We start from the raw sequence: 20,337 nt of genomic DNA on the forward strand, positions 1-20,337 counted from the left end.
CCTGCCCGGTCGATGCCGTCATGAGGACAGGCCGCCCGTCAGCGTCGGCAGGTCGAGCGGGCGGAAGCCGTAATGCGCGAGCCAGCGCACATCGGCCTCGAAGAAGGGGCGCAGGTCCGGCATGCCGTATTTCAGCATGGCGATGCGGTCGATGCCCATGCCCCAGGCGAAGCCCTGATAGACCTCCGGGTCGAGCCCGCAATTCTTCAGCACGTTCGGGTGGACCATGCCGCAGCCGAGGATCTCCAGCCAGTCGTCGCCCTCGCCGAAGCGGATTTCGCCGCCCTTGCGCGAGCACTGGATGTCGACCTCCATCGAGGGCTCGGTGAAGGGGAAGAAGGACGGGCGGAAGCGCATCTTCACGTCGTCGATCTCGAAGAACGCCTTGCAGAACTCTTCGAGGATCCACTTGAGGTGGCCGAGATTGGCCGACTTGTCGATGACGAGCCCCTCGACCTGATGGAACATCGGGGTGTGGGTCTGGTCGGAATCGTTGCGATAGGTCCGGCCCGGGCAGATCACGCGGATCGGCGGCTCCTGCACCAGCATGGTGCGGACCTGAACCGGCGAGGTATGGGTGCGCAGCAGCTTGCGCTCGCCATTCTCATCCGGCGCGAAGAAGAAGGTGTCGTGCATCTCGCGTGCGGGATGGCCGACCGGGAAGTTCAGCTTGGTGAAGTTGAGATCGTCAGTCTCGACATCCGGCCCTTCGGCGATGGCGAAGCCCATGTCGCCGAAGATCGCGGTGATCTCGTCGATGACCTGGCTGATCGGATGGATGCGGCCGCGCGCCTCGGGGCCGTCCTGCACCGGCAGCGAGATATCGACGCGCTCGGAGGCAAGCCGGGCTTCGAGAGCGGCCTCGCCCAGCGCCTCTTTGCGAGCCGCGATCGCGCTCTGAACCCGGTCGCGCAGGCCGTTGATCTGCGGGCCCTTCTCCTTACGCTCGTCCGGCGTCATGCCGCCAAGCGTCTTCAGCAGCGCCGAGATCGAGCCGGACTTGCCGAGGGCGCCGATGCGCACATCCTCGATGGCGGCTTCATCGGCGGCAGAATCGATCGCGGCGAGGACGTCGCGTTCCAGGGTAGCGATATCGGTCATGAATTAAGTCGCAAGCGTTTGAAGGCGTGGGAACGGGCGCGTTCTAGCGGGAACGGGCGGGTTATGCCAGAGCGAAGCGACGACTTGAGGAGGCCGCCTTGCCCGACAATACCCGCCAGAAGGAATCGCCCTCTTACCGGATGGCCGCGCTCGACCCGGATTTCATCCTCGGCGATTCGATGCGCGGCGCGCGTTTCATGCTGGAATACCAGAAGGCGGAGGACAGCTTGAGGGCGCGCGGCGTCGTCTCGACCATCGTCGTCTTCGGCTCGGCGCGGGTGCGCGAGGGCAATCCCTGGTACGAGGCCGCCCGCACCTTCGGCCGCATCGCCTCCGAGCGCGGCGGGGCGCTGCGCGACGGCGAGGCCGGCCGCCATCACGTCATCGCCACGGGCGGCGGGCCGGGCATCATGGAAGCCGCCAATCGCGGCGCGACGGAAGCCGGCGCGATCTCGATCGGCTTCAACATCACCCTGCCGCACGAGCAGGAGCCGAACGCCTGGTCGACGCCGGACCTGACCTTCCTGTTCCACTATTTCGCGATGCGGAAGATGCATCTGGCGATGCGCGCGGCGGCGCTCGTGGTCTTCCCCGGCGGCTTCGGCACGCTCGACGAGTTGTTCGAGATCATGACGCTGGTCCAGACCGGCAAGATGGGCCCAGTGCCGATCGTGCTCTACGATTCCGGCTACTGGAAAGGCCTGCTCAATCTCGACGCAATGGCAGCGGCGGGCTTCATCCGGCCGGATGACCTGAAGCTGTTCAGCTACGTGGATTCGCCCGACGAGGCCTATGACCGGATCGTCGAAGGCGCCGGCGAGGGCTGGAACCCGCCGAAGAACGGAAGCGTGCAGACGTAGGGCCCAAAGAAAAAGGCCGGCGTCACCGCCGGCCTTTTCCAGTTCAGCGATGCGAGGCTGCTCAGGCAGCCTTGGCCTCGGCGCCCAGCACGCCCTTGACCGTCTCGACCACGGCAGCGAACGAGGCTGCATCGTCGATGGCCATGGCCGACAGGGTCTTGCGGTCCAGCTCGATGCCGGACTTGATCAGGCCACCGATGAAGACCGAATAGGTCAGGCCGTGCTCGCGCACCGCAGCGTTGAGACGCTGGATCCAGAGAGCGCGGAACGTGCGCTTCTTGTTCTTGCGGTCGCGATAGGCGTACTGCATCGACCGATCGACGGCCGCCTTCGCGGCGCGGATCGTATTCTTGCGGCGGCCATAGAAGCCCTTGGCAGCCTTGAACGTCTTCTTGTGCTTGGCGTGGGACGTTACGCCCCGTTTCACGCGAGCCATGTCATGATCTCCGGAATGTCAGGTGGCGTCAGCCGTTGGGGAGGAAGAACTTCTTCACGTTGGCAGCATCGCCCTCGAAGAGGGTCGTGGTACCGCGGTGATTGCGGATCTGCTTGTTGGTCCGCTTGATCATCCCGTGACGCTTGCCGGCCTGGGCGTAGAGCACCTTGCCGGTTCCGGTGATCTTGAACCGCTTTTTGGCGGCCGATTTGGTCTTGATCTTGGGCATTTGAGCTCCTCAATGGTCGTGGCTGCGCGTCTTTTGAACGCGTTGCCAATGTCTTGCTTTCAGGAAGCAAAGCACGATCGCCACGGCAGCCCTTATCAGCCGGGCGATCGAAGGCCGGGCCTATCGCAGAAAACGGCGTCTATTGCAAGTGCGAAGCCGGCAATCCCCAATGGGGCTGCCCGGAAAAGCAGCAGCGTTTTATCCGCTTCCTTCAAATGATTGTCACGCCGTAAGCTCAACAGGCGCGTTCCGCATCTGGAGTCTCCCCGTGAAGAAGCTTCTCACCCTCGCCGCAGGCCTGGCCCTGACGGCCGCCGCCTCAGCCCCTGCGCTTGCCCAATCGACGCTCGACAAGATCAAGGCGCGCGGCAACATCATCTGCGGCACCAGCGAGGGCGTTCCGGGTTTCTCGCTGCAGGACAAGAACGGCGCCTGGCAGGGCTTCGACACCGATGTCTGCCGCGCGCTCGCGGCCGCGATCTTCAACGACCCGAACAAGGCGACCTATCTCTCGCTGTCGAGCAAGAACCGCCTCGTCGCGCTGCAATCGGGCGAGATCGATGTGCTCGCCCGCACCACGACATGGTCGCTCGGCCGCGATATCGGCCAGGGCGTCAGCTTCACCGCGATCAACTATTACGACGGCCAGGGCTTCATCGTCCGCAAGAAGCTCGGCGTGAGCAGCGTCAAGGACCTCAACGGCGCATCGGTCTGCGTCGCGCAGGGCACCACCACCGAGCTCAACCTCGCCGATTACGGCCGAACCAACGGCATCAAGTTCGAGACCGTCGCCTTCGCGACGCTGGAGGACACGGTGCAGGCCTATGAGGCAGGGCGCTGCGACGCCTACACCACCGATCTCTCCTCGCTCGCCGGCACGCGCGGCCGGCTGAAGGACCCGGAAGAGCATGTTCTGCTCCAGCAGGTCATCTCCAAGGAACCGCTCGGCCCGTGGGTGCGCAAGAGCGACGCATCCTGGTTCGATCTCGTGCGCTGGACGGTGATCGCCACGATCAATGCCGAGGAGCTCGGCGTGACCCAGGCCAATGTCGAGGAACTCGCCAAGACCTCGCAGAACCCCGAGATCCGCCGCATGCTCGGCACTGAGGGCAAGTTCGGCGAAGGCCTCGGCCTGAGCAACGACTGGGTCGTGCGGATCATCAAGGCCGTCGGCAATTACGGCGAGAGCTTCGAGCGCCATTTCGGCGCCAAGACCACCAATCCGCTGCCGCGCGGCGTCAACAACCTCTGGACCAAGGGCGGCCTGCAATACGGCCCGCCGATCCGCTGAGGCGAGCCCCCCTCTGAAATCGGGCCGCTCCTTTGGGGAGCGGCCTTTTCTTCAAACGGCTTCGCAGACCAGCGTTTCGGCCCGCGCACCGAGCAGGCGGCTATAGCCGACGAGCACGACCAGCAGCGCAGCGACACCCGCCCCCACCGATATCCAGAAGCCGCTCTGGGCGCCGTAGGCGTCGATCAGGATGCCCGCGGCCGAGGCGCCGGCGGCCATACCGATATTGATTCCGGTGATCGCCCAGGTCATGCCCTCGGTGAGCTGGCGCGCCGGCACCAGCCGCTCGACCAGGCCCATGGCGATGATGATCGTCGGCGAAACCGCCGCGCCCGCCATGAAGAAGACCAGCGCCAGCGAATAGAGCCCGGTCACGGCCAGCAGCGGCAGGGTCGTCGCCGCCGCCAGCGCGATCGCGGCGAGGAACTGCATGGCGAGCGAAGCCTTGAGCCTCAACGTCCCGAAGACGAGGCCGACGATCAGCGAGCCCGCCGCGTAGACGGCGAGCGGCAGGCTCGCGGCGGCCTTCTGACCCTGCGCTTCCGCAAAGGCGACGGCGGTGATCTCGGCCGTGCCGAAGATTGCGCCGATCGCGATCATGACGAGCACGACGATCTGGACGCCGCCGACGCGGATGACCGAGACGTCCGTGCCGGCCACATGAGCGCGGACCGGCGGCTCGGTGCGCCGCTGCGCGCAGAGCAAGGGCACGCCGACGACGAGGAAGATCAGGGCGGCCAGCGGCCCGGCCTCGGGAAACAGCCCGACGCTCAGCCCGATCGCGACGATCGGCCCGATGATGAAGATGACTTCGTCGACCACCGATTCGAAGGCGAAGGCCGTGCGCAATTGCGGGGTGTCGCGGTAGAACTCGGTCCAGCGCGCCCTGACCATCGCGCCGATGCTCGGCGTCACGCCGGCGAGCAGCGCGAAGACGAAAAGCAGCCAGCTCGGCGCGCCCGTCCAGGTCGCGACCATCAGGCCGCTCAAGGCGAGCGCCCCGGCAGCGGCAGCCGGCATCAGCACGCGGCGCTGACCGTAGCGATCGACGAGGCGCGAGACCTGTGGCGTGATCATCGCACTTGCGAGCGCAAAGGTCGCCGCCACCGCGCCGGCGATCGCATATTCCCCGCGACGCTCGGACAGCATGGTGACGATGCCGAGCCCGACCATCGAGGCCGGCAGGCGGGCGATGAAGCCGGCACCGGAAAAGGCGAAGGCGCCCGGCACCTGGAAGATCTCGCGATAGGGATTAGGCATGACTCGGACCGTGATTACGAACATACGCCGCGTATGTGAGTGAGTGCGTAATTGCATACGCCTCGTATGTCAATTAACATACGGGGCGTATGTGATGGGGATATGATGGCTCGCAGACTTCGTGCCGACATGATCGCGGAGACCCGCGCCAGCCTGATCGCCGCCGCCCGCGAGGCGTTCGGGTCGGTCGGCTATGCCGGCGCCTCGATGGACGAGATGACGGCGGCCGCCGGGCTAACGCGCGGCGCGCTCTATCACCATTTCGGCGACAAGAAGGGCCTGTTCGCGGCCGTCATCGACCAGATCGATGCGGAAATGACGGTCAGGCTGCGCGCCGTCTCCGCCAGGGCCGGAGATCGCTGGACCGGCTTCCGCGACGAATGCGCCGCCTATCTCGCCATGGCGCTGGAGCCGGAAATGCAGCGCATCATGCTGCGCGACGGCCCGGCCGTGCTCGGCGATCCCTGGAGCTGGCCGATCCAGAACGACTGCATACGGATGATGGCCGGAAGCCTCGACGAGCTCGTCGCCGAGGGCGTTCTGGCGCCGCTCGATCCGGAGGCGGTGGCGACACTGATCTTCGGCGCGACCCAGCATGCGGCGCAATGGATCGCGCATGCGCCAGATCCGGAGGCGGCGCTCAAGGGCGCCACCGACGCCTTCGGCGCGATGCTGGACGGGCTGCTGAGAAAAGCGACATGAAAAAGGGCGCCAGCGGCGCCCTTTTTCTCGATCAGTAGCGATCGCGGGTGACGCGCGCCTCAGCGCGGCGCGAGCACCATGACCATCTGGCGGCCTTCGAGCTGCCAGTCGCTCTCGACCTTGGCGATCTCGGCGGTATCGACCTTGACCCGCTCAAGCACCTTCACGCCGAGATCCTGATGCGCCATCTCGCGGCCGCGGAAGCGCAGGGTGACCTTCACCTTGTCGCCTTCCTCGAAGAAGCCGTGCATGGCCTTCATCTTCACGTCGTAGTCGTGCTTGTCGATGCCGGGGCGCAGCTTGATTTCCTTGATCTCGATGGTGCGCTGCTTCTTGCGCGCCTCCGAGGCCTTCTTCTGCTCGAGAAAGCGGAAGCGACCGTAATCGAGGATCTTGCAGACCGGCGGAACGGAGTTCGGGGCGATCTCGACGAGGTCGAGGCCGGCATCCTCAGCAAGCTTCAGCGCATCGAAAAAGGACACGACGCCGCGGTTGGCGCCGGTATCGTCGATGAGCTGAACCTCGCGAACTCCACGGATATCGCGGTTCGAGCGGGGACCTTCTTTGGTCGGGGTCGGGGCAGCGCGGTAGGGACGACGAATGGGGGTATTCTCCTGTACTTGGCGCGCTTCGCGCCGTTGTTGCAGACACATTGCACAAAGACGGGCGATGTCAATGCATGACACCGCCACGGCAGGCATCTCCCACCGCGCAGAAGCCGGTCAGCGCCCCAGCAACGCGCAATAGACGTCAAGGGTTTCCGCGACCATCGCTTCGAGCGAGAAATGCCGCTCGACATGCACCCGCGCCCGCCGCGCCAGCGCATCGCGGGCGGAAGGGCGCAAAGCGAGCGCCTCGTTCAAGCCGGCCGCGAGGGCCGCGGCATCGCCCGGAGGCACGTGCCAGCCGGTGCGCTCGCCCGGCGCGACCTGCGGCGGCGCCAGCACCGTCTCGGGGACCGCCCCGAGATCGGAAACGACGACGGGCGTGCCCATCGCCTGCGCCTCGACCGCGACGCGGCCAAACGCTTCCGGATCGGTCGAGGGGACCGCGACGACCGCCGCCGAGAGCATCGCCGCCGGCATGTCCGAGCAGTGGCCGACGCGCTTCACCCGGCCTTCCAGTCCGGCCTTGGCGATCAGGGCGTCGAGCTCCTTGACGTAGCCATCCCTGCCCTGCGCATCGCCTGCGAGGATGAAGGCCGTGTCGGTATCGCCGCCGTCGCGCATGATGCGCGCGGCCTCGATCAGCACGCGCTGGCCCTTCCAGTTGGTCAGCCGGCCGGGCAGCAGCACGATGCGCTGGTGGGGCTCGACGCCCCAGGCCTTGCGCAGGGCCTGCACCCGCTCGGCACCGACGGCAGCCGGCGCGAAGGCCGAGAAATTGGTGCCGCGATTGACGACCCGGACCCGGTCGCCGGCGACCGGGTGCTTCGCCTGGATCAGGCCCGCCGTATAGACGGAATTGGCGATCACGACGTCGCCGCGCGCCATCACCGAGTTATAGAGCGTCTTCACCGCCGAACGGCTGTTATAGGAGCCGTGATAGGTGGTGACGAAGGGCAGCTTCAGGAGCCGCGCCGCGCCGAGCGCGACCCAGGCCGGGGCACGCGAGCGGGCGTGGATCAGCTCCACCCCCTCCTGTTTGCAGAGCCGCGCGAGCTTGCGGATGTTGAACAGCATCGCGACCGGGTTCTTGGACGCAGCCGGGAATGGCAGCCAGACTCCCCCCTTCGCCTGCAATTCGGCGACGAGGCGCCCGCCCTCCGTCGCGACCAGGGCGCGAGCGCCAGAATCGGTCAGCCCCTTGGCGATGTCGACGGCGGTTCGCTCGGCCCCGCCTGCTTCCAGTTCGGGGATGATCTGCAGGATCGTCCGCCCCGCCAGCGGATGCGTTTCGGTCGATGGCAGCGAAAGATGGGCACCTGGCTGGAAGGACATTCGCTCTCGGTCTGGACTTTCGTAAACGAGGGCGAATATGCCCCTATCGGATAGACGCCGCAGCCTTTAATCGCCGCGACGCCCTGATTCGTCACAGGAGATTTGCCTTGGAGCGCCAGCCGCCGCAATGGCTTGAGGTCGGAGATGGCCCCTCGAAGCGCCGCCTCGCCTATCTCCTGCAGGAGGGTCCGGCTGCGCCAGTGGTCTGGCTCGGCGGTTTCCGCTCCGACATGCGCGCGACCAAGGCCGAAGCGCTGGCCGATTGGGCCAAGGGCACCGGCCGTGCCTTCCTGCGCTTCGACTATGGCGGCCATGGCGAAAGCGATGGCGATTTCGGCAGCTTCACCCTGTCGGACTGGATCGGCGATGCGCTGGCAGTGATCGAAAGCCAGTGCCGCCAGCGGCCGATCCTGGTGGGATCCTCGATGGGCGGCTGGATCGCGTTGCTCGCGGCCCGCAAACTGCTCGGAACGCCGTTGCAGCCTGCCGGGCTCGTGCTGATCGCGCCGGCCGTCGATTTCTCCGAGGATCTGATGTGGGCGCAGATGCCCGATTCGATCCGCCGGATGATCATGGAGGAAGGTGTCTGGCAGCGGCCTTCGGAATACTCGCCGGAACCGACACCGATCACCCGCGCCCTGATCGAGGACGGGCGCCGACACCTGATGTTCGGCGGCGAGATCAAGGCCGGCTGCCCCGTGCATATCCTGCAGGGCATGCGCGACCCCGACGTGCCCTGGCGCCAGGCGCTGAAGCTCGTCGAGCATCTTAGCGGTGATCCCGTCGTCCTGACCTTGATCAAGGACGGCGATCACCGCCTGTCCACGCCGGACGATATCGTGAGGTTGCAGTCGGCCGTCGCCGAGATGGCGACCGCGCCCTGAGAACCGGGCTGGCGAGCGTCAGTGGACGCTGACCATCCTCAGATCATGCTCCCAGGCATTGGCCGTGGCGGCCTCGCGCGAATCCGTGACGAGGATCGGCGCGCCGTCGGCCGAGAGCAGGGTGAAGAGCTGCAAGCCGGACTCGATCTTGGGAGCCTGCGGGAAAATCCGCATCAGCTCGTCCGAGCTCATCGACTTGAGGTAGGCGACCTCCCCGGTGCCGAGCGCGGCGAATTCCGCAGGGGTCAGCGGGTTGATCTGGATGAGATTCCTGTCCTGTTTCATCGCGCCCTCCTTCAGAGCAGTGCGAATGCGGTTCCGATACTGCGCCTTCAATTATGAACAGATGCGAAAACCGCTGGCGCATCCTTCAAAGCTGGACGGGTCCCCGTCCTCTACTCCCGGCTCATGATATCGATACGCCGGACGAGCCGTTCCGGTTCCGGCCTGACCAGATCAATCGCGAGCAGGCCGTTCGACAGATCGGCGCCGAGGACCTGCATGCCGTCGGCCAGCAGGAAACTGCGCTGGAACTGACGGGCGGCGATGCCGCGGTGCAGGAACTGGCGATTCTTGTCGTCGCTCTGGCGGCCGCGGATGGTCAGCTGGTTCTCCTCCAGCGTGATCTCCAGCTGCTCGCGAGCAAAGCCCGCGACGGCCAGCGTGATGCGTAGACGATCGGGCTCGTCCTCCGTCCGTGGCAGCCGCTCGATATTATAGGGCGGGTAACCCTCGCTCGCACCCTTGGCGACGCGATCGAGCGCACGCTCGATATCGTCGAAGCCGAGCAGGAACGGGTGGGACAAGCTAGGTGGACGCGTCATCGCTTCAGGCCCTCGAGAGGCGCCTCATGGACATCGGGACCCGCCGCCGGGCAGCATCCCGCAGGCGAAAGGCGAACCCTTCCGCTTGAGCCAGATATGGCGAAGCGCAAAGGCCGCTTCAAGGGGCGGCGCTGAGCCGGCTCAGCCTGGAAGGGGGAAGGTTCCGACAATGTCCGGAAGAAGAATGGTACAGCCACCCCGGCTTGAACGGGGGACCTCTAGATCCACAATCTAGCGCTCTAACCAACTGAGCTATGGCTGCCCAAACCAGGCTTCGCGACCGGCCGCCGTGGCGGGGGTCGTCAGCGGCGCGGACCCTAGTGCCGAGTTTCCGCTTTTGCAACCGCGTAATTCAACTCCGGCCATGGAATTTCGGCGCGGCCGTCGCACGCGCCGAATTCGGCCACTCGATCAGTCCTTGCGCAGGGCCGCGTTGGCGGTCCGGGCGAGCTCCTTGAGGTGCTCGGCATAGGATTCGTAGCTGCGGCGCACTGCCTTGGCCTGGAGCGCGACCGCCTCCGAGGCGCTGTTGCTGCGGGCGAGCGATTGCGCATCGCCGAGCGTCGCCTCCAGCTCGGCACAGGCATGGTCGAGCATGCGGGCCTGCAAGGCACCGAAGGCACGCGCCATGGTTAGCGCCTGGCTCATCGCCGTCGCCGTGACCACGGCGGCCGCCTCGGGCGGGCGAGGCAGGGGCAGCGATTCGAGGGATGCAGGCGGCGGAGGCGGCGCCTTGGCAGCCGGAGCAGGAGCAGGAGCAGGAGCAGGCTCAGTCGGCTTTGCAGCGGGGGCGACAGGCGCGGCCTCGACGGTCGCCGGCTTGCTCGCGACGACAGGCTTGGCAGGCGCCGGCTCGGCAACGGCCGGCTTGGCAGGCGCGGGCTTGGCTTCGGCGACCACCGGCTTGGACACTGCTACGGCAGGCTTGGCGGCCTTGGCGGCAACCTTCGGCCCGGCGACCTTGGCCGCAGGCTTCTCGACCCGGACCTTGATCGGCGCCGCCTTTTTCGGGGCGCTCGCAAGCGCGGGCTTGCTGACGGGAGCCGGCTTGGCCGCAGCGGCAGGAGCCGGCGACGGCGCGGGAGCAGAGACCTTCACAGGCACGGGCTTGGCAGGCGCAGCGGCAACGGGTTGCGCCGGGGCCTTCGGCTTTTCAGGTTCAGCGGCGGATGGCGGCGTCGCGGCGGGCGCGGACGTCAACGCCTTCACCGGGGACAGGCTGACCGGAACCTTGGACTTGGTCCGGGTCGGAGCAGGCTTGACCATGACAGCTCTCCTTCAGCGGCAAACAGCGAAGGCCGGACACAGGGTCCGGCCAAAAGCGATGGCGGCGCCATACGGCGCCGAATCAGTCTCGTCTCAGCGGCCCTTGGTCGCCTTGCTGACGGTCTCGGCAGCCTTGGTCGCAGCATCCTGCGCGGCGGTGCCGAGGTCCTTGATCTGGCTCTGAAGCGCGGCGACCTGCGACTTCAGGAAGTCGGACTGATGCTGCATCACCTCGGTCAGGTCCTTCGACTTCACCAGCTTCTGGGCGAAATCGAACGCGGCCGCTACATTGTTCTCGGCATAGGAGATCGCCTTGCGGGTCGCTTCCTGGGTGTTGACGCGGGCGCTCTCGGCCGAGCCATGGGCATTGTCCACAGCCTTATGGGCAGCGCCCATGAAGCCGTCGAACGCCTTGCGGGCCTGCTCTACGCTGCGCTCGGCGAACTCGCGCATTTCGGTGGGCACTTCATAAGGCTGCTTGCCGTTCATCGAATCCTCCTGTCGAGTGACGATCCATCCCTAGATCATTGTGCAGTGCAATATCATTGTTGCGCTGCAATGACAACAGCGCGACAAGCCGGCGACGCCGACCATGTTAACGCTGTTTCGATGAGAAGCGGGAGAGCGATCTTCGGTTCCATGGATTTGCCGCCGTTTGGGGTCTATTAAGGCTTTGTTAGGCATAACGGGCGCGGATCGAGCGAGCAGGCAGGCATGAGCGAGGCCGGAGAGGACTGGGCGGAGTGGAGCGTGGCGGCGGCTGAAGACGCCGCCCTTGCGTCCTTTGCCGCCGGTGGCGCCCTGCTGCTGTGGGATCCGGCCGCCGAGAAGCCCTATTTCGTCAATGCGGCAGCCGAAGCGCTGCTCGGCGGGCAAGCGAGCCTGCCGGCACCGACCCGGCAACGCCTGAACCTGCTGGCCGGCGGCCTGGCCTCGGCCAACGGCATTCGCCTGGAACGCCTGCGCCTGACCGCGACCTTCGCCGCAGTGCCAGTCACCTGCGGCAGCAAGCTGGTCTCGCTCGCTGATGGACGCACCGCGCTGGCGATCGCCGTGCAGGCCTCCGAACTGCGCCGCCTCGGCGTCACCATTCCAAAGATCATCGAATCCGCGCCTGCTGCCGCTCCCGCCCGCAACGAGGCGCCCTCTCCCGCCAAGCCGGCAACGGTCCGCTTCCTCTGGCAGAGCGATCGCGAGGGCAAGCTGACCAAGCTCTCCGACAATATCGCCGCCCTCACCGGGCAGACGGCAGCGGCCGGGCTGATCGGCCAGCGCTGGCAGGACCTGCTCGGCTTGAGCTTCGCCGACAGCGATGGCGGACTGATCGAGCGGTTCGCCAAGAATGCGACCTGGAGCGGCCATAGCGTGCTGTGGCGCACCGATTCGCCCGGTGAGGCAGCGCCGGTCGAGCTTTCCGGCGTGCCGGTGCTCGATGCCGGCCGTCAGCTTGCCGGCTTCCGCGGCTTCGGCATCGCCCGGCTCAACGAGCGCTGCCCCTTCCCAGTGGCCGAGGCGGATGCCGTGGCGTCGGACGCTCTCGCCGAGACGGAGCAGGTTCCGGCTGCCGCCGAGATCGCACAAGACGAGGCCCAGCAGCCGGCAACCGATCTTGCCGCCATGGGCGAGACAACTGCAGCAGCCTCATCCGTTGCCGACGACGACAACGCAGCCGTGCCGGCCGCTTCGGTCGACGAGGAAGCCCCGGCGGCCAGCGAGCCCGACGCCGAGGATTTGTCGGAACTGTTCGATGGCGATGACGGCGCGGCTGACGAAGCCGATGCCGTGCCCGACGAGGCGATGGACGTCGCTGAACCGCTCCCCACTCCCGAAGCCCCTCCGGCGCCGGAGCCCGATTCGTTGCCCGGCAAGATCGTGCCGTTGCGCAATGGCCACCTGACGGCGATCCGGCCGGTGCTCGAACCGTCGAAGTCGCATCTGAGCTCGGCCGAGCGCAACGCCTTCCGCGAGATCGCCAAGGCGCTGGGCGCCAGACTCGCGGGCGACGACGAGCCGAGCGCACCGCGCCTGCCGCCGGTCGCGCCGCTGCAAGTCAAGGAGAAGGAAGCGGCATCGGCGGCCAAGGCTGTCACCGAAGCCGAAGCGACCACTGCTCCAGCCCGACAGCGCAACTCGCATGCCGACGTGCTCGACCGTTTGCCGATCGCCGTCCTCGTCAATCGCGGCGACGAGGCGCTCTATGCCAACCGCACGCTGCTCGAATTGCTGGACTATGCCGATCTCGCCGACCTGAAGGCCGGCGGCAAGGTCAGCCGCCTGATCAAGGAAGCCGCCCGCACCGATGGCGGCACGATGACGCTGATCGACCGGCTCGGCCATCTCGTCCATGTCGATGCCGTGCTGTCGAGCGTGAGCTGGCAGGACGAGCCGGCGACGCTGATGGCCTTCCGCCACCCCAATGGCGATGGCAGCGACGTTCCGGTGCTGACGCCGGAAGAGGCCGAGGAGGCCGAGCTTGCGGCCGAGTTCGCGGCGGAGGAGGCCGAATCGGCGGCCCGGGTCGAAGCGCTGCGGCTCGATGCCGATGCGCGGGATGCCCGGATCGGCGAGCTCACCGCCATGCTGGATACCGCGACCGACGGCGTCGTCACCGTCGACGATCGCGGGCGCATCCTGTCGCTGAACAAGGCGGCCGAGGCGCTGTTCGGCTACGATCAGCGCGAGGTCACCGGCGAATTGTTCACTTTGCTGTTCGCCGGCGAAAGCCATGCGCCGGCGCTCGACTATCTCGAAGGGCTGAAGGGCGGCGGCGTCGCCTCGGTGCTCAATGACGGACGCGAAGTGCAGGGCCGCGTGCGCCAGGGCGGCAAGATCGCGCTGTTCATGACGATGGGCCAGATCGCCCATGGCAGCGAGCCGCGCTTCTGCGCCGTGCTGCGCGACCTGACCGCCTGGAAGAAGACCGAGGGCGAGCTGGTCGAGGCCCGCAAGGCGGCGGAGACGGCGAGCGCCCAGAAATCCGACGTGCTCGCCAAGATCAGCCACGAGATCCGCACCCCGCTCAACGCGATCATCGGCTTCGCCGAGGTGATGGCCGAGGAGCGTTTCGGGCCGATCGCCAACGAGCGCTACAAGGAATATCTGCGCGATATCCACCAGTCGGGCGGCTACGTCATCAGCCTCGTCAATGACCTGCTCGACCTCGCCAAGATCGAGGCCGGCAAGCTCGACCTCGACTTCGTCAGCGTCAACCTGAACGAGATCGCGCTGTCGACCGTGTCGCTGCTCCAGCCGGAGGCGCAGCGCGGCCGCGTCGTCCTGCGCTCGGGGCTCTCACCGAAGCTGCCGCCCGTCGTCGCCGACGAGCGCTCGATCCGCCAGATCGCGATCAATCTGCTCTCGAACGCGGTGAAGTTCACCGATGCCGGCGGGCAGGTCATCATCTCGACGGCGCTCGGGGACCAGGGCGAGGCGATCCTCAGGGTGCGCGACACCGGCATCGGCATGGACGATGACGAGCTCCGGCTCGCGCTCGAACCCTTCCGCCAGGTGCCGACGACGCGCCGCGCCGGCGGCACGGGGCTCGGCCTGCCGCTGACCAAGGCGCTGGTCGAAGCGAACCGCGCGGCCATGGCGATCACCAGCGTCAAGAAAGAAGGCACGCTGGTCGAGATCACCTTCCCGCCGCAGCGCGTGCTGGCGAGCTGAGCCGGACCGCCCAACGTCATGCTCGGGCTTGACCCGAGCATCTCGGGCCGGAAGAGGCGCGTTACCCTGCCCGAGATTCCCGGGTCGAAGCTGCGCTTCGCCCGAGAATGACGGCCTTCATCGTGCGATGGATTGCGCCAAATACGGAAATCCCGTATAGTCACTGCATATGTCGGAAGACAGATTTGACCCCGTCAAGGACGCGACCAACCGTGCAAAACACGGGCTTCCGCTGGCGTTCGGCGACCGAATCTTCGGGGACCGCGATCACCTGATCATCCCCTCCATCCGCGAGATCGATGGCGAGGAACGTTTCAAGGTTGTCGGGATCGTCGAGGAGAAGCTGTTCACCGGCATTTTCGTCTGGCGGGGTGACCTACCCCGCTTCATCTCGGTGAGAAGGAGCAACAAGGGTGAAGAACGAGCCTACCGCTCTTCCTGCTGATGCAACCGATGCCGAGGATTTCCACGCATCGGCCAAGGCGTTGGACCGCGGCCAGCGCGCGCGTCTGATCCGCCAGACGCGGAGCCGACTCGGCCTGTCGCAATCCGAGTTCGCCACCCGTTTCCATGTTCCGGTCGGCACACTGCGCGATTGGGAGCAGGCGCGGGCGACCGCGCCTGATTTCGCGATCGCCTATGTGCGGGTCATCGGCCAGCATCCGGAGATGGTGGCGAAAGCGGTCGCCTAGCCGGCAGGCGTCATGCTCGGGCCTGCCCCGAGCATCTCATGCTCCTTATGCGCGGGAGCTCATCCTGCTCGAGATTCTCGGGTCGAAGCTGTGCTTCGCCCGAGAATGACGGCTTCTGCCTTACAGCAGCGTCCCGGTCAGGATCGCCGCCGCCACGCCGAAATAGATCACCAGGCCGGTGACATCGACCAGCGTCGCGACGAAGGGCGCCGAGGCGCTGGCCGGGTCGAAGCCGAGCCGCTTCAGCGCGAAGGGCAGCATCGAGCCGGCGAGCGAGCCGAAGGTGACGATGCCGACGAGCGCGCCGCCGACGGTCGCGGCGATCAGGATCCAGTGCGGCCCGTAATCGTAGAGGCCGAGCCACTGCCACGCGATGATCCGGGCGACGCCGATCAAGCCGAGAATGCTGCCGAGCGTCAGGCCGGTCGGCAGTTCGCGTAGCGCGATCCGCCACCAGTCCTTCAGCGTGACCTCGCGCAGCGCCAGCGCCCGGATGATCAGCGATGTTGCCTGCGAACCGGAATTGCCACCGGAGCTCATGATCAGCGGGATGAAGAGCGTCAGCACGATCGCCTTCTCCAGTTCGCCCTCGAAGAACTGCATGACGGAGGCCGTCAGCATCTCGCCGACCAGCAGGATCGAGAGCCAGCCGGCGCGCTTGCGGATCATCGCGAGGAAGCCGATTTCCTTATAGGGCTGGTCCAGCGCTTCCATGCCGCCGAGCTTCTGCACGTCCTCGGTGGTCTCGGCGATCATCGCGTCGATGACGTCGTCGAAGGTGACGATGCCGATGAGCTGCTCCTCGGCATCGACGACGGGCACGGAGAGCAGGTCGTATTTGGTGATGAGGCGAGCGACCTCCTCGCGATCGACCTCGGGAGTCACGCAGATCGGCTTATGCGCGGGCACCACCGATTCGACCGGGGCCTCGGGATCGCCGCTGATCAGGCGGCGCAGCGAGACGGCACGCACCAGCTTGCGGGTCACGGAATCGAGCACGTAGATCGCGTAGACCGTCTCACGCGAACGCTCGACGCGGCGGATATGGTCGAGCGTCTGCTGCACGGTCCAGTTCGAGGGCACGCTGACGAACTCGGTCGTCATGATCGAGCCCGCGCTGTGCTCGGGATAGGCCAGCAGCTTCTTCAGGTCGGACCGAGTCTGGCGGTCGATGCGGCCGCTCAGTCGTTGTCGAACCTCCTCGTCGAACTCCTGGAAGACGTCGGCCGCCCGATCCGCCGACATGGCGGAGAGCAGCGCGCCCGCGCGTTGGTCCGGCAGCAGCGCCACGGCTTCGGCAGCCGTGGTGAATTCAGGCTGGTCAAGCACTTCGACGGCGCGCTCGAAGGGCAGTTCAGCCAGGACATGCGCGATGGTCGCGGTGTCCTGGTCGTTCAACGTCTCGACGATGTCGGCGACGTGTTCCTGCGCCAGCGTCTGGGCCAACGTCACGGCAAGGAGGTCCGTGGTGGCGGCGGTATCATTCATGGCTCTGTTCCTTGCGATCGGGCCGTCGTGGCCGGATCGCAGGCGAGCCGGGGACCCGGTCAGGCGCGCGAGACGGCGGCGGACGGCTTCGACTGTCGGCTGGGACTGTCGCTGGGCATCGGGTCGGGGTTTCCTGTGAGCAGCCGGCCGCAGAGGCCGGGAGCAGGAGGCCAATGCACCCGCAAGACGCGCGCGTCAAACGGTTTTTTGCTTCGCGCGCGGCGATGATTGGCATTGGCCGATGCCACGCGACCGGCCTATTGTCGCCGCGACGCGCAGGCCCCTGCCGGGCGCGTCCCCGTTCCGCACTCTCTTGCTGGATTCCGCCGATGTCCCTGACGATCTATGGCTGTTACCGCTCGCGCGCGACGCGCGTCATCTGGCTCGCCAACGAGCTCGGCCTGCCCTTCAACCATGTGCCGGTGATCCAGGCCTATCGCCTGCCCGATCCGACCGCGCCGGGCGTGCCGCTGCATACCCGCAGCGCCGATTTCCTGAAGATCAACCCGAACGGCCATATCCCGAGCATCGACGATAACGGCTTCAAGCTGCACGAATCGCTGGCGATCAACCTCTACCTCGCCCGCAAGCATGGCGGGCCGCTCGCGCCCAAGGACGCCCAGGAAGAAGGGCTCGCGGTGATGTGGTCGCTCTGGGCCGCGACCGAATGCGAGACCCATGCGCTCAACCTGCAGTTCCATCTTGCGGCCTACCCGCCGGAGAAGCGCAAGCCCGAGCTGGTGGAAGCCGCTCTCGCCGCCCTGCCCGCCCCTTTTGCCGTGCTCGAAAAGACGCTCGTCGAGAATGGCGGCTACGTGATGGGCAACCGCTTCACCGTCGCCGACATCAACGTCGCCGAGATCATCCGCTACGCGAAGCCCGCGACCCAGCTCTTCGACGCCCATCCGCGCGTGAAGGCCTGGCTCGACGCCTGCCAGGCGCGGCCGGCCTTCCAGGCGATGTGGCAGGCGCGCGACGCCGAAGCTGCCTGAACCAGGACAGAATACGGGTGGCCGGGCCTCGTCCGGCCACCTACTGACGCGGGATGACCCGGCCCGAGAGCAGAGCTTCCGCCATGACACAGCCGATACCCGCTCCCGCGCTGCGCATGGGCCCGCTCGAATGGCTCCTGCTGATCGTCCTGTCGGTCCTGTGGGGCGGCTCGTTCTTCTTCAACAAGCTGACCGTCGCGGAATGGCCGCCCTTCGCGGTGGTGCAGGTGCGCGTCGGCCTCGCCGCGCTGGCGCTGCTGCTCGCCGTGCGAATCGCCGGGCACTCGATGGCGGTCGGGCGCGACCTCTGGCTCGCCTTCTTCGGGATGGGCATCCTCAACAACCTGATCCCGTTCAGCCTGTTTCTCTGGGGGCAACAGCAGATCGCGAGCGGCCTCGCCTCGATCCTGAACGCGACCACGCCGATCTTCGCAGTGCTGGTGATGCATTGCTTCGGCAATGAGAAGGCGACCGGCCTGAAGCTCGGCGGCGTGCTGGCCGGTCTCGTCGGCGTCGCCATCCTGATGGGCCCGGACGCGCTCAGCGGCCTCGGCTCCAATCTGGCGGCGCAGATCGCCTGCATCCTCGCCGCGGTCTCCTATGCCTTCTCCGGCCTGCTCGGCCGGCGCTTCCGGGGCGTGTCGCCGCTGGTGGCGGCCACGGGCCAGCTCTCGGCCTCGACCCTGATGATGCTCCCGATCGTCTTCGTGATGCATCCGCCCTGGACGCTGCCGGTGCCGTCCCAGCAGGCCCTTCTCGCCCTCGTCGGGCTGGCACTGATCTCGACGGCGCTGGCCTATCTGCTGTTCTTCCGGATCATGCGCACGGCCGGCCCGAGCAATGTCATGCTCGTCACCTTCCTGATCCCCGTCAGTGCGATCCTGCTCGGCTCCGGCCTTCTGGGCGAGGCTCTGCTGCCGCGCCATTTCGCCGGCATGGCCGCGATCTTCGTCGGGCTCGCCCTCATCGACGGCCGCATCATCCGCCTGGTTCGGACCGCCCCCGCACCCACCGCCTGACCTCGACTCCCGGTCGCCATAGCCCTTCCACAGCCGGGCTCCCTGCGGGGGCGCTCAGTCGAAAGGCTTTGTTGCCAAAAGATTATGAATTTCTGTAGGGTCGACACCTTGGCCGGAACCGCTATTGGCCACGGCCACCGATAGAGATATCGCGGCAAGCGATACACGGGACAGGGGACGGCTCATGGATGTGCGGCAACTGCGATGTTTCATCGCGGTAGCAGAAGAGCTGCATTTCGGCCGGGCGGCCGAGCGGCTTGGCATTGCGCCTCCTGCGCTGTCGCGCCAGATCAGCACCCTCGAAGACGAACTGGGCGTCGCCCTGCTGACCCGCACCACCCGTCAGGTCGCGATGACGCGCGCCGGGCTGATCATGCTGGAGGAAGCCAAGGGCATCCTCGTCAAGATGGAGCATGCCTCGCGGGCCGTGCGCGAGGCCTCGCTCGCGTCCGGCAAGGTGCTGCGTGTCGGCGCGATCGACGCGGCCTCGTCGAGCTTCGTGCCGGAGGCGCTGGTGGCCTTCCGCACCCGCTTCCCCGGGATCGAGATCAAGTTCGTCGAGGCGATGACGGCGGCGCTCGTCCAGATGCTGGAGGCCGGCAAGCTCGACCTGGCGCTGACCCGCCCGCCGCGCAAGCCGACCGACTGCGCCTTCGAGATCCTGCGGGTCGAGCGCCCGATCGTGGTGCTGAACGAGAATCATCCACTCGCCGCGCGCGAGCACCTGACCATGCTCGATCTGGTCGGCGAGCCCTTCGTCGTGCCGTCCAAGCGCATCCGGCCCTATGCCTATGATCTCGTCATGGCCTATTTCGAGAGCGTCGGCGCGGTTCCGAACGTGACGATCGAGGCGACCGAGAAGCCGGCGATGATGTCGGCGGTCGCTGCGGGACTGGGCATGGCGCTGGCGCCGGACTGGGTCTCGCGCCTCTCCTTCCCCGGCGTGACGATGCGGCGCCTGCGCGGTGCGATGCTCGACCCGCCGCCGCCCGGCGCGCTCGTCGGCGTGTCCTGGCGCCCGCAGCAGAAGCTGCCGTCGCGCGACGATTTCCTCGCGATCCTCCGGGAAAGCGTGACGCTGCTCGATGAGCGCCACATCCTGCCTTTCGCCCTACCAAAAACGCAGAAACGAACCGCCCGCACCGGGTCGCCAGTCGGAGGAGCCTGATGAGTTTGAACCAGATAGAGCGGGCCCGGGGCCTGCGCGTGCGATCGACGCAGGATTTGGCTGGCGGCCTGTTCATGGTGCTGCTCGCGCTCGGCGCCTTCGTCTTCTCCTGGGAGCTGCCGGCCGGCACGCTGCGCCAGCTCGGGCCGGGCATGCTGCCCAAGACCTTCGCGGTGATCTGCGGGGCGCTCGGCCTCATGCTGGTGCTCGCATCGCTGCGCTACAATGGTGAGAAGCTCTCGGGCTGGTCGTGGAAGGGCATCTTCTTCGCGCTGGGTGGCGCCTGCCTGTTCGCACTCACCATCCGCGGCTTCGAATTCGGCCCGATCCGGGTGCCGGCACTGGGCCTTCTGGTCTCAGGCCCCCTGCTGATCTTCTTCTCGGGCCTGGCGGCCGACGATCGCAGGCTCAAGGAGCTGGTGATCTTCGCCATTGCGATGTCGGCGGCCTGCATCCTGCTGTTCAAATACGCGCTGAGCCTGCCGATCCCGCTCGCGCCCTGGCTGCTGGGGATCTGAC

22 protein-coding genes and 1 tRNA gene are annotated in these 20,337 nt (G+C 66.8%); 11 read left to right on the forward strand and 12 right to left on the reverse strand.

Translation table 11 applies throughout. From position 1 onward, the window contains the following. Positions 1 to 18 precede the first annotated feature (18 nt). Positions 19 to 1,101, reverse strand: coding sequence for a phenylalanine--tRNA ligase subunit alpha (gene pheS / locus AC3WMA_RS04575; RefSeq protein ID WP_492284204.1), 1,083 nt, complete (start codon positions 1,099 to 1,101; stop codon positions 19 to 21). Positions 1,102 to 1,241: 140 nt separating this feature from the next. Between pheS and AC3WMA_RS04580 the strand changes: the two genes are divergently transcribed. Beyond that, the gene (locus AC3WMA_RS04580; RefSeq protein ID WP_492284745.1) at positions 1,242 to 1,961 is read left to right on the forward strand and encodes an LOG family protein; all 720 of its coding nucleotides are present in this window, start codon (positions 1,242 to 1,244) and stop codon (positions 1,959 to 1,961) included. A gap of 61 nt (positions 1,962 to 2,022) precedes the next feature. Here AC3WMA_RS04580 and rplT read toward each other — a convergent pair whose 3' ends face one another. Continuing rightward, on the reverse strand, positions 2,023 to 2,397 hold the full coding sequence (gene rplT, locus AC3WMA_RS04585) for a 50S ribosomal protein L20 (RefSeq protein WP_377846401.1): 375 nt from the start codon (positions 2,395 to 2,397) through the stop codon (positions 2,023 to 2,025). Positions 2,398 to 2,425: 28 nt separating this feature from the next. Further along, positions 2,426 to 2,626 (reverse strand): 50S ribosomal protein L35, encoded by a 201-nt coding sequence (gene rpmI / locus AC3WMA_RS04590; protein ID WP_047575639.1) that lies wholly within the window; start codon positions 2,624 to 2,626, stop codon positions 2,426 to 2,428. 268 nt (positions 2,627 to 2,894) lie between these two features. Here rpmI and AC3WMA_RS04595 point away from each other — a divergent pair, with 268 nt between their 5' ends. Beyond that, entirely contained in the window at positions 2,895 to 3,917 is a 1,023-nt protein-coding gene (locus AC3WMA_RS04595) for an amino acid ABC transporter substrate-binding protein (RefSeq protein ID WP_492284205.1), read from the forward strand. A gap of 51 nt (positions 3,918 to 3,968) precedes the next feature. Here the strand turns inward: AC3WMA_RS04595 and AC3WMA_RS04600 are convergent, their stop codons facing one another. Beyond that, complete coding sequence (locus tag AC3WMA_RS04600) at positions 3,969 to 5,177, reverse strand: MFS transporter (protein WP_492284206.1); 1,209 nt, start codon at positions 5,175 to 5,177, stop codon at positions 3,969 to 3,971. Between the two features lie 105 nt (positions 5,178 to 5,282). Here AC3WMA_RS04600 and AC3WMA_RS04605 point away from each other — a divergent pair, with 105 nt between their 5' ends. Continuing rightward, positions 5,283 to 5,879, forward strand: a complete 597-nt coding sequence (locus tag AC3WMA_RS04605) for a TetR/AcrR family transcriptional regulator (RefSeq protein WP_492284207.1) — start codon at positions 5,283 to 5,285, stop codon at positions 5,877 to 5,879. 59 nt (positions 5,880 to 5,938) lie between these two features. Here the strand turns inward: AC3WMA_RS04605 and infC are convergent, their stop codons facing one another. Beyond that, positions 5,939 to 6,532, reverse strand: coding sequence for a translation initiation factor IF-3 (gene infC, locus AC3WMA_RS04610; protein WP_257732516.1), 594 nt, complete (start codon positions 6,530 to 6,532; stop codon positions 5,939 to 5,941). Positions 6,533 to 6,601: 69 nt separating this feature from the next. Further along, positions 6,602 to 7,819 carry a glycosyltransferase family 4 protein gene (locus AC3WMA_RS04615; protein WP_492284208.1) on the reverse strand — a complete coding sequence of 406 codons (1,218 nt, stop codon included), beginning with the start codon at positions 7,817 to 7,819 and terminating at the stop codon, positions 6,602 to 6,604. Between the two features lie 107 nt (positions 7,820 to 7,926). Between AC3WMA_RS04615 and AC3WMA_RS04620 the strand changes: the two genes are divergently transcribed. Then, positions 7,927 to 8,703 (forward strand): alpha/beta hydrolase, encoded by a 777-nt coding sequence (locus AC3WMA_RS04620; RefSeq protein WP_492284209.1) that lies wholly within the window; start codon positions 7,927 to 7,929, stop codon positions 8,701 to 8,703. Positions 8,704 to 8,721: 18 nt separating this feature from the next. Here AC3WMA_RS04620 and AC3WMA_RS04625 read toward each other — a convergent pair whose 3' ends face one another. From AC3WMA_RS04625 to AC3WMA_RS04645, 5 genes are all read right to left on the reverse strand, one after another. Next, positions 8,722 to 8,988, reverse strand: a complete 267-nt coding sequence (locus AC3WMA_RS04625; protein ID WP_257732513.1) for a BQ00720 family protein — start codon at positions 8,986 to 8,988, stop codon at positions 8,722 to 8,724. Positions 8,989 to 9,098: 110 nt separating this feature from the next. After that, positions 9,099 to 9,527 carry an Hsp20 family protein gene (locus AC3WMA_RS04630; protein WP_492284210.1) on the reverse strand — a complete coding sequence of 143 codons (429 nt, stop codon included), beginning with the start codon at positions 9,525 to 9,527 and terminating at the stop codon, positions 9,099 to 9,101. A 185-nt stretch (positions 9,528 to 9,712) separates the two neighbouring features. After that, positions 9,713 to 9,789, reverse strand: a tRNA-His gene (locus tag AC3WMA_RS04635). 149 nt (positions 9,790 to 9,938) lie between these two features. Further along, entirely contained in the window at positions 9,939 to 10,793 is an 855-nt protein-coding gene (locus AC3WMA_RS04640) for a phasin family protein (protein ID WP_492284211.1), read from the reverse strand. 93 nt (positions 10,794 to 10,886) lie between these two features. Further along, positions 10,887 to 11,282 (reverse strand): phasin, encoded by a 396-nt coding sequence (locus AC3WMA_RS04645; protein ID WP_492284212.1) that lies wholly within the window; start codon positions 11,280 to 11,282, stop codon positions 10,887 to 10,889. A gap of 225 nt (positions 11,283 to 11,507) precedes the next feature. Here AC3WMA_RS04645 and AC3WMA_RS04650 point away from each other — a divergent pair, with 225 nt between their 5' ends. From AC3WMA_RS04650 to AC3WMA_RS04660, 3 genes are all read left to right on the forward strand, one after another. Then, entirely contained in the window at positions 11,508 to 14,459 is a 2,952-nt protein-coding gene (locus AC3WMA_RS04650) for a sensor histidine kinase (RefSeq protein WP_492284213.1), read from the forward strand. A gap of 169 nt (positions 14,460 to 14,628) precedes the next feature. Further along, positions 14,629 to 14,904 carry a BrnT family toxin gene (locus tag AC3WMA_RS04655; RefSeq protein WP_492284214.1) on the forward strand — a complete coding sequence of 92 codons (276 nt, stop codon included), beginning with the start codon at positions 14,629 to 14,631 and terminating at the stop codon, positions 14,902 to 14,904. Continuing rightward, on the forward strand, positions 14,873 to 15,151 hold the full coding sequence (locus tag AC3WMA_RS04660; protein ID WP_492284215.1) for a helix-turn-helix domain-containing protein: 279 nt from the start codon (positions 14,873 to 14,875) through the stop codon (positions 15,149 to 15,151). Before AC3WMA_RS04655 ends, AC3WMA_RS04660 begins: the two co-directional genes overlap by 32 nt. Positions 15,152 to 15,271: 120 nt before the next feature. Here AC3WMA_RS04660 and mgtE read toward each other — a convergent pair whose 3' ends face one another. After that, entirely contained in the window at positions 15,272 to 16,639 is a 1,368-nt protein-coding gene (gene mgtE / locus AC3WMA_RS04665) for a magnesium transporter (RefSeq protein ID WP_492284216.1), read from the reverse strand. Between the two features lie 329 nt (positions 16,640 to 16,968). Here mgtE and AC3WMA_RS04670 point away from each other — a divergent pair, with 329 nt between their 5' ends. The 4 genes from AC3WMA_RS04670 to AC3WMA_RS04685 all read left to right on the forward strand — a co-directional run bounded on the left by AC3WMA_RS04670 (position 16,969) and on the right by AC3WMA_RS04685 (position 20,336). Then, a complete protein-coding gene (locus AC3WMA_RS04670) occupies positions 16,969 to 17,631 on the forward strand; it encodes a glutathione S-transferase family protein (protein ID WP_492284217.1) in 663 nt (220 codons plus the stop codon). A gap of 83 nt (positions 17,632 to 17,714) precedes the next feature. After that, complete coding sequence (locus AC3WMA_RS04675) at positions 17,715 to 18,650, forward strand: DMT family transporter (protein ID WP_492284218.1); 936 nt, start codon at positions 17,715 to 17,717, stop codon at positions 18,648 to 18,650. A gap of 184 nt (positions 18,651 to 18,834) precedes the next feature. Beyond that, positions 18,835 to 19,818: a LysR family transcriptional regulator gene (locus tag AC3WMA_RS04680; protein WP_492284219.1), complete on the forward strand. Its 984-nt coding sequence runs from the start codon at positions 18,835 to 18,837 to the stop codon at positions 19,816 to 19,818. Continuing rightward, entirely contained in the window at positions 19,818 to 20,336 is a 519-nt protein-coding gene (locus tag AC3WMA_RS04685) for a tripartite tricarboxylate transporter TctB family protein (protein WP_492284220.1), read from the forward strand. Before AC3WMA_RS04680 ends, AC3WMA_RS04685 begins: the two co-directional genes overlap by 1 nt. Position 20,337 lies beyond the last annotated feature (1 nt).

It is taken from the genome of Allobosea sp. FW305-C-101 (genome assembly GCF_058783685.1).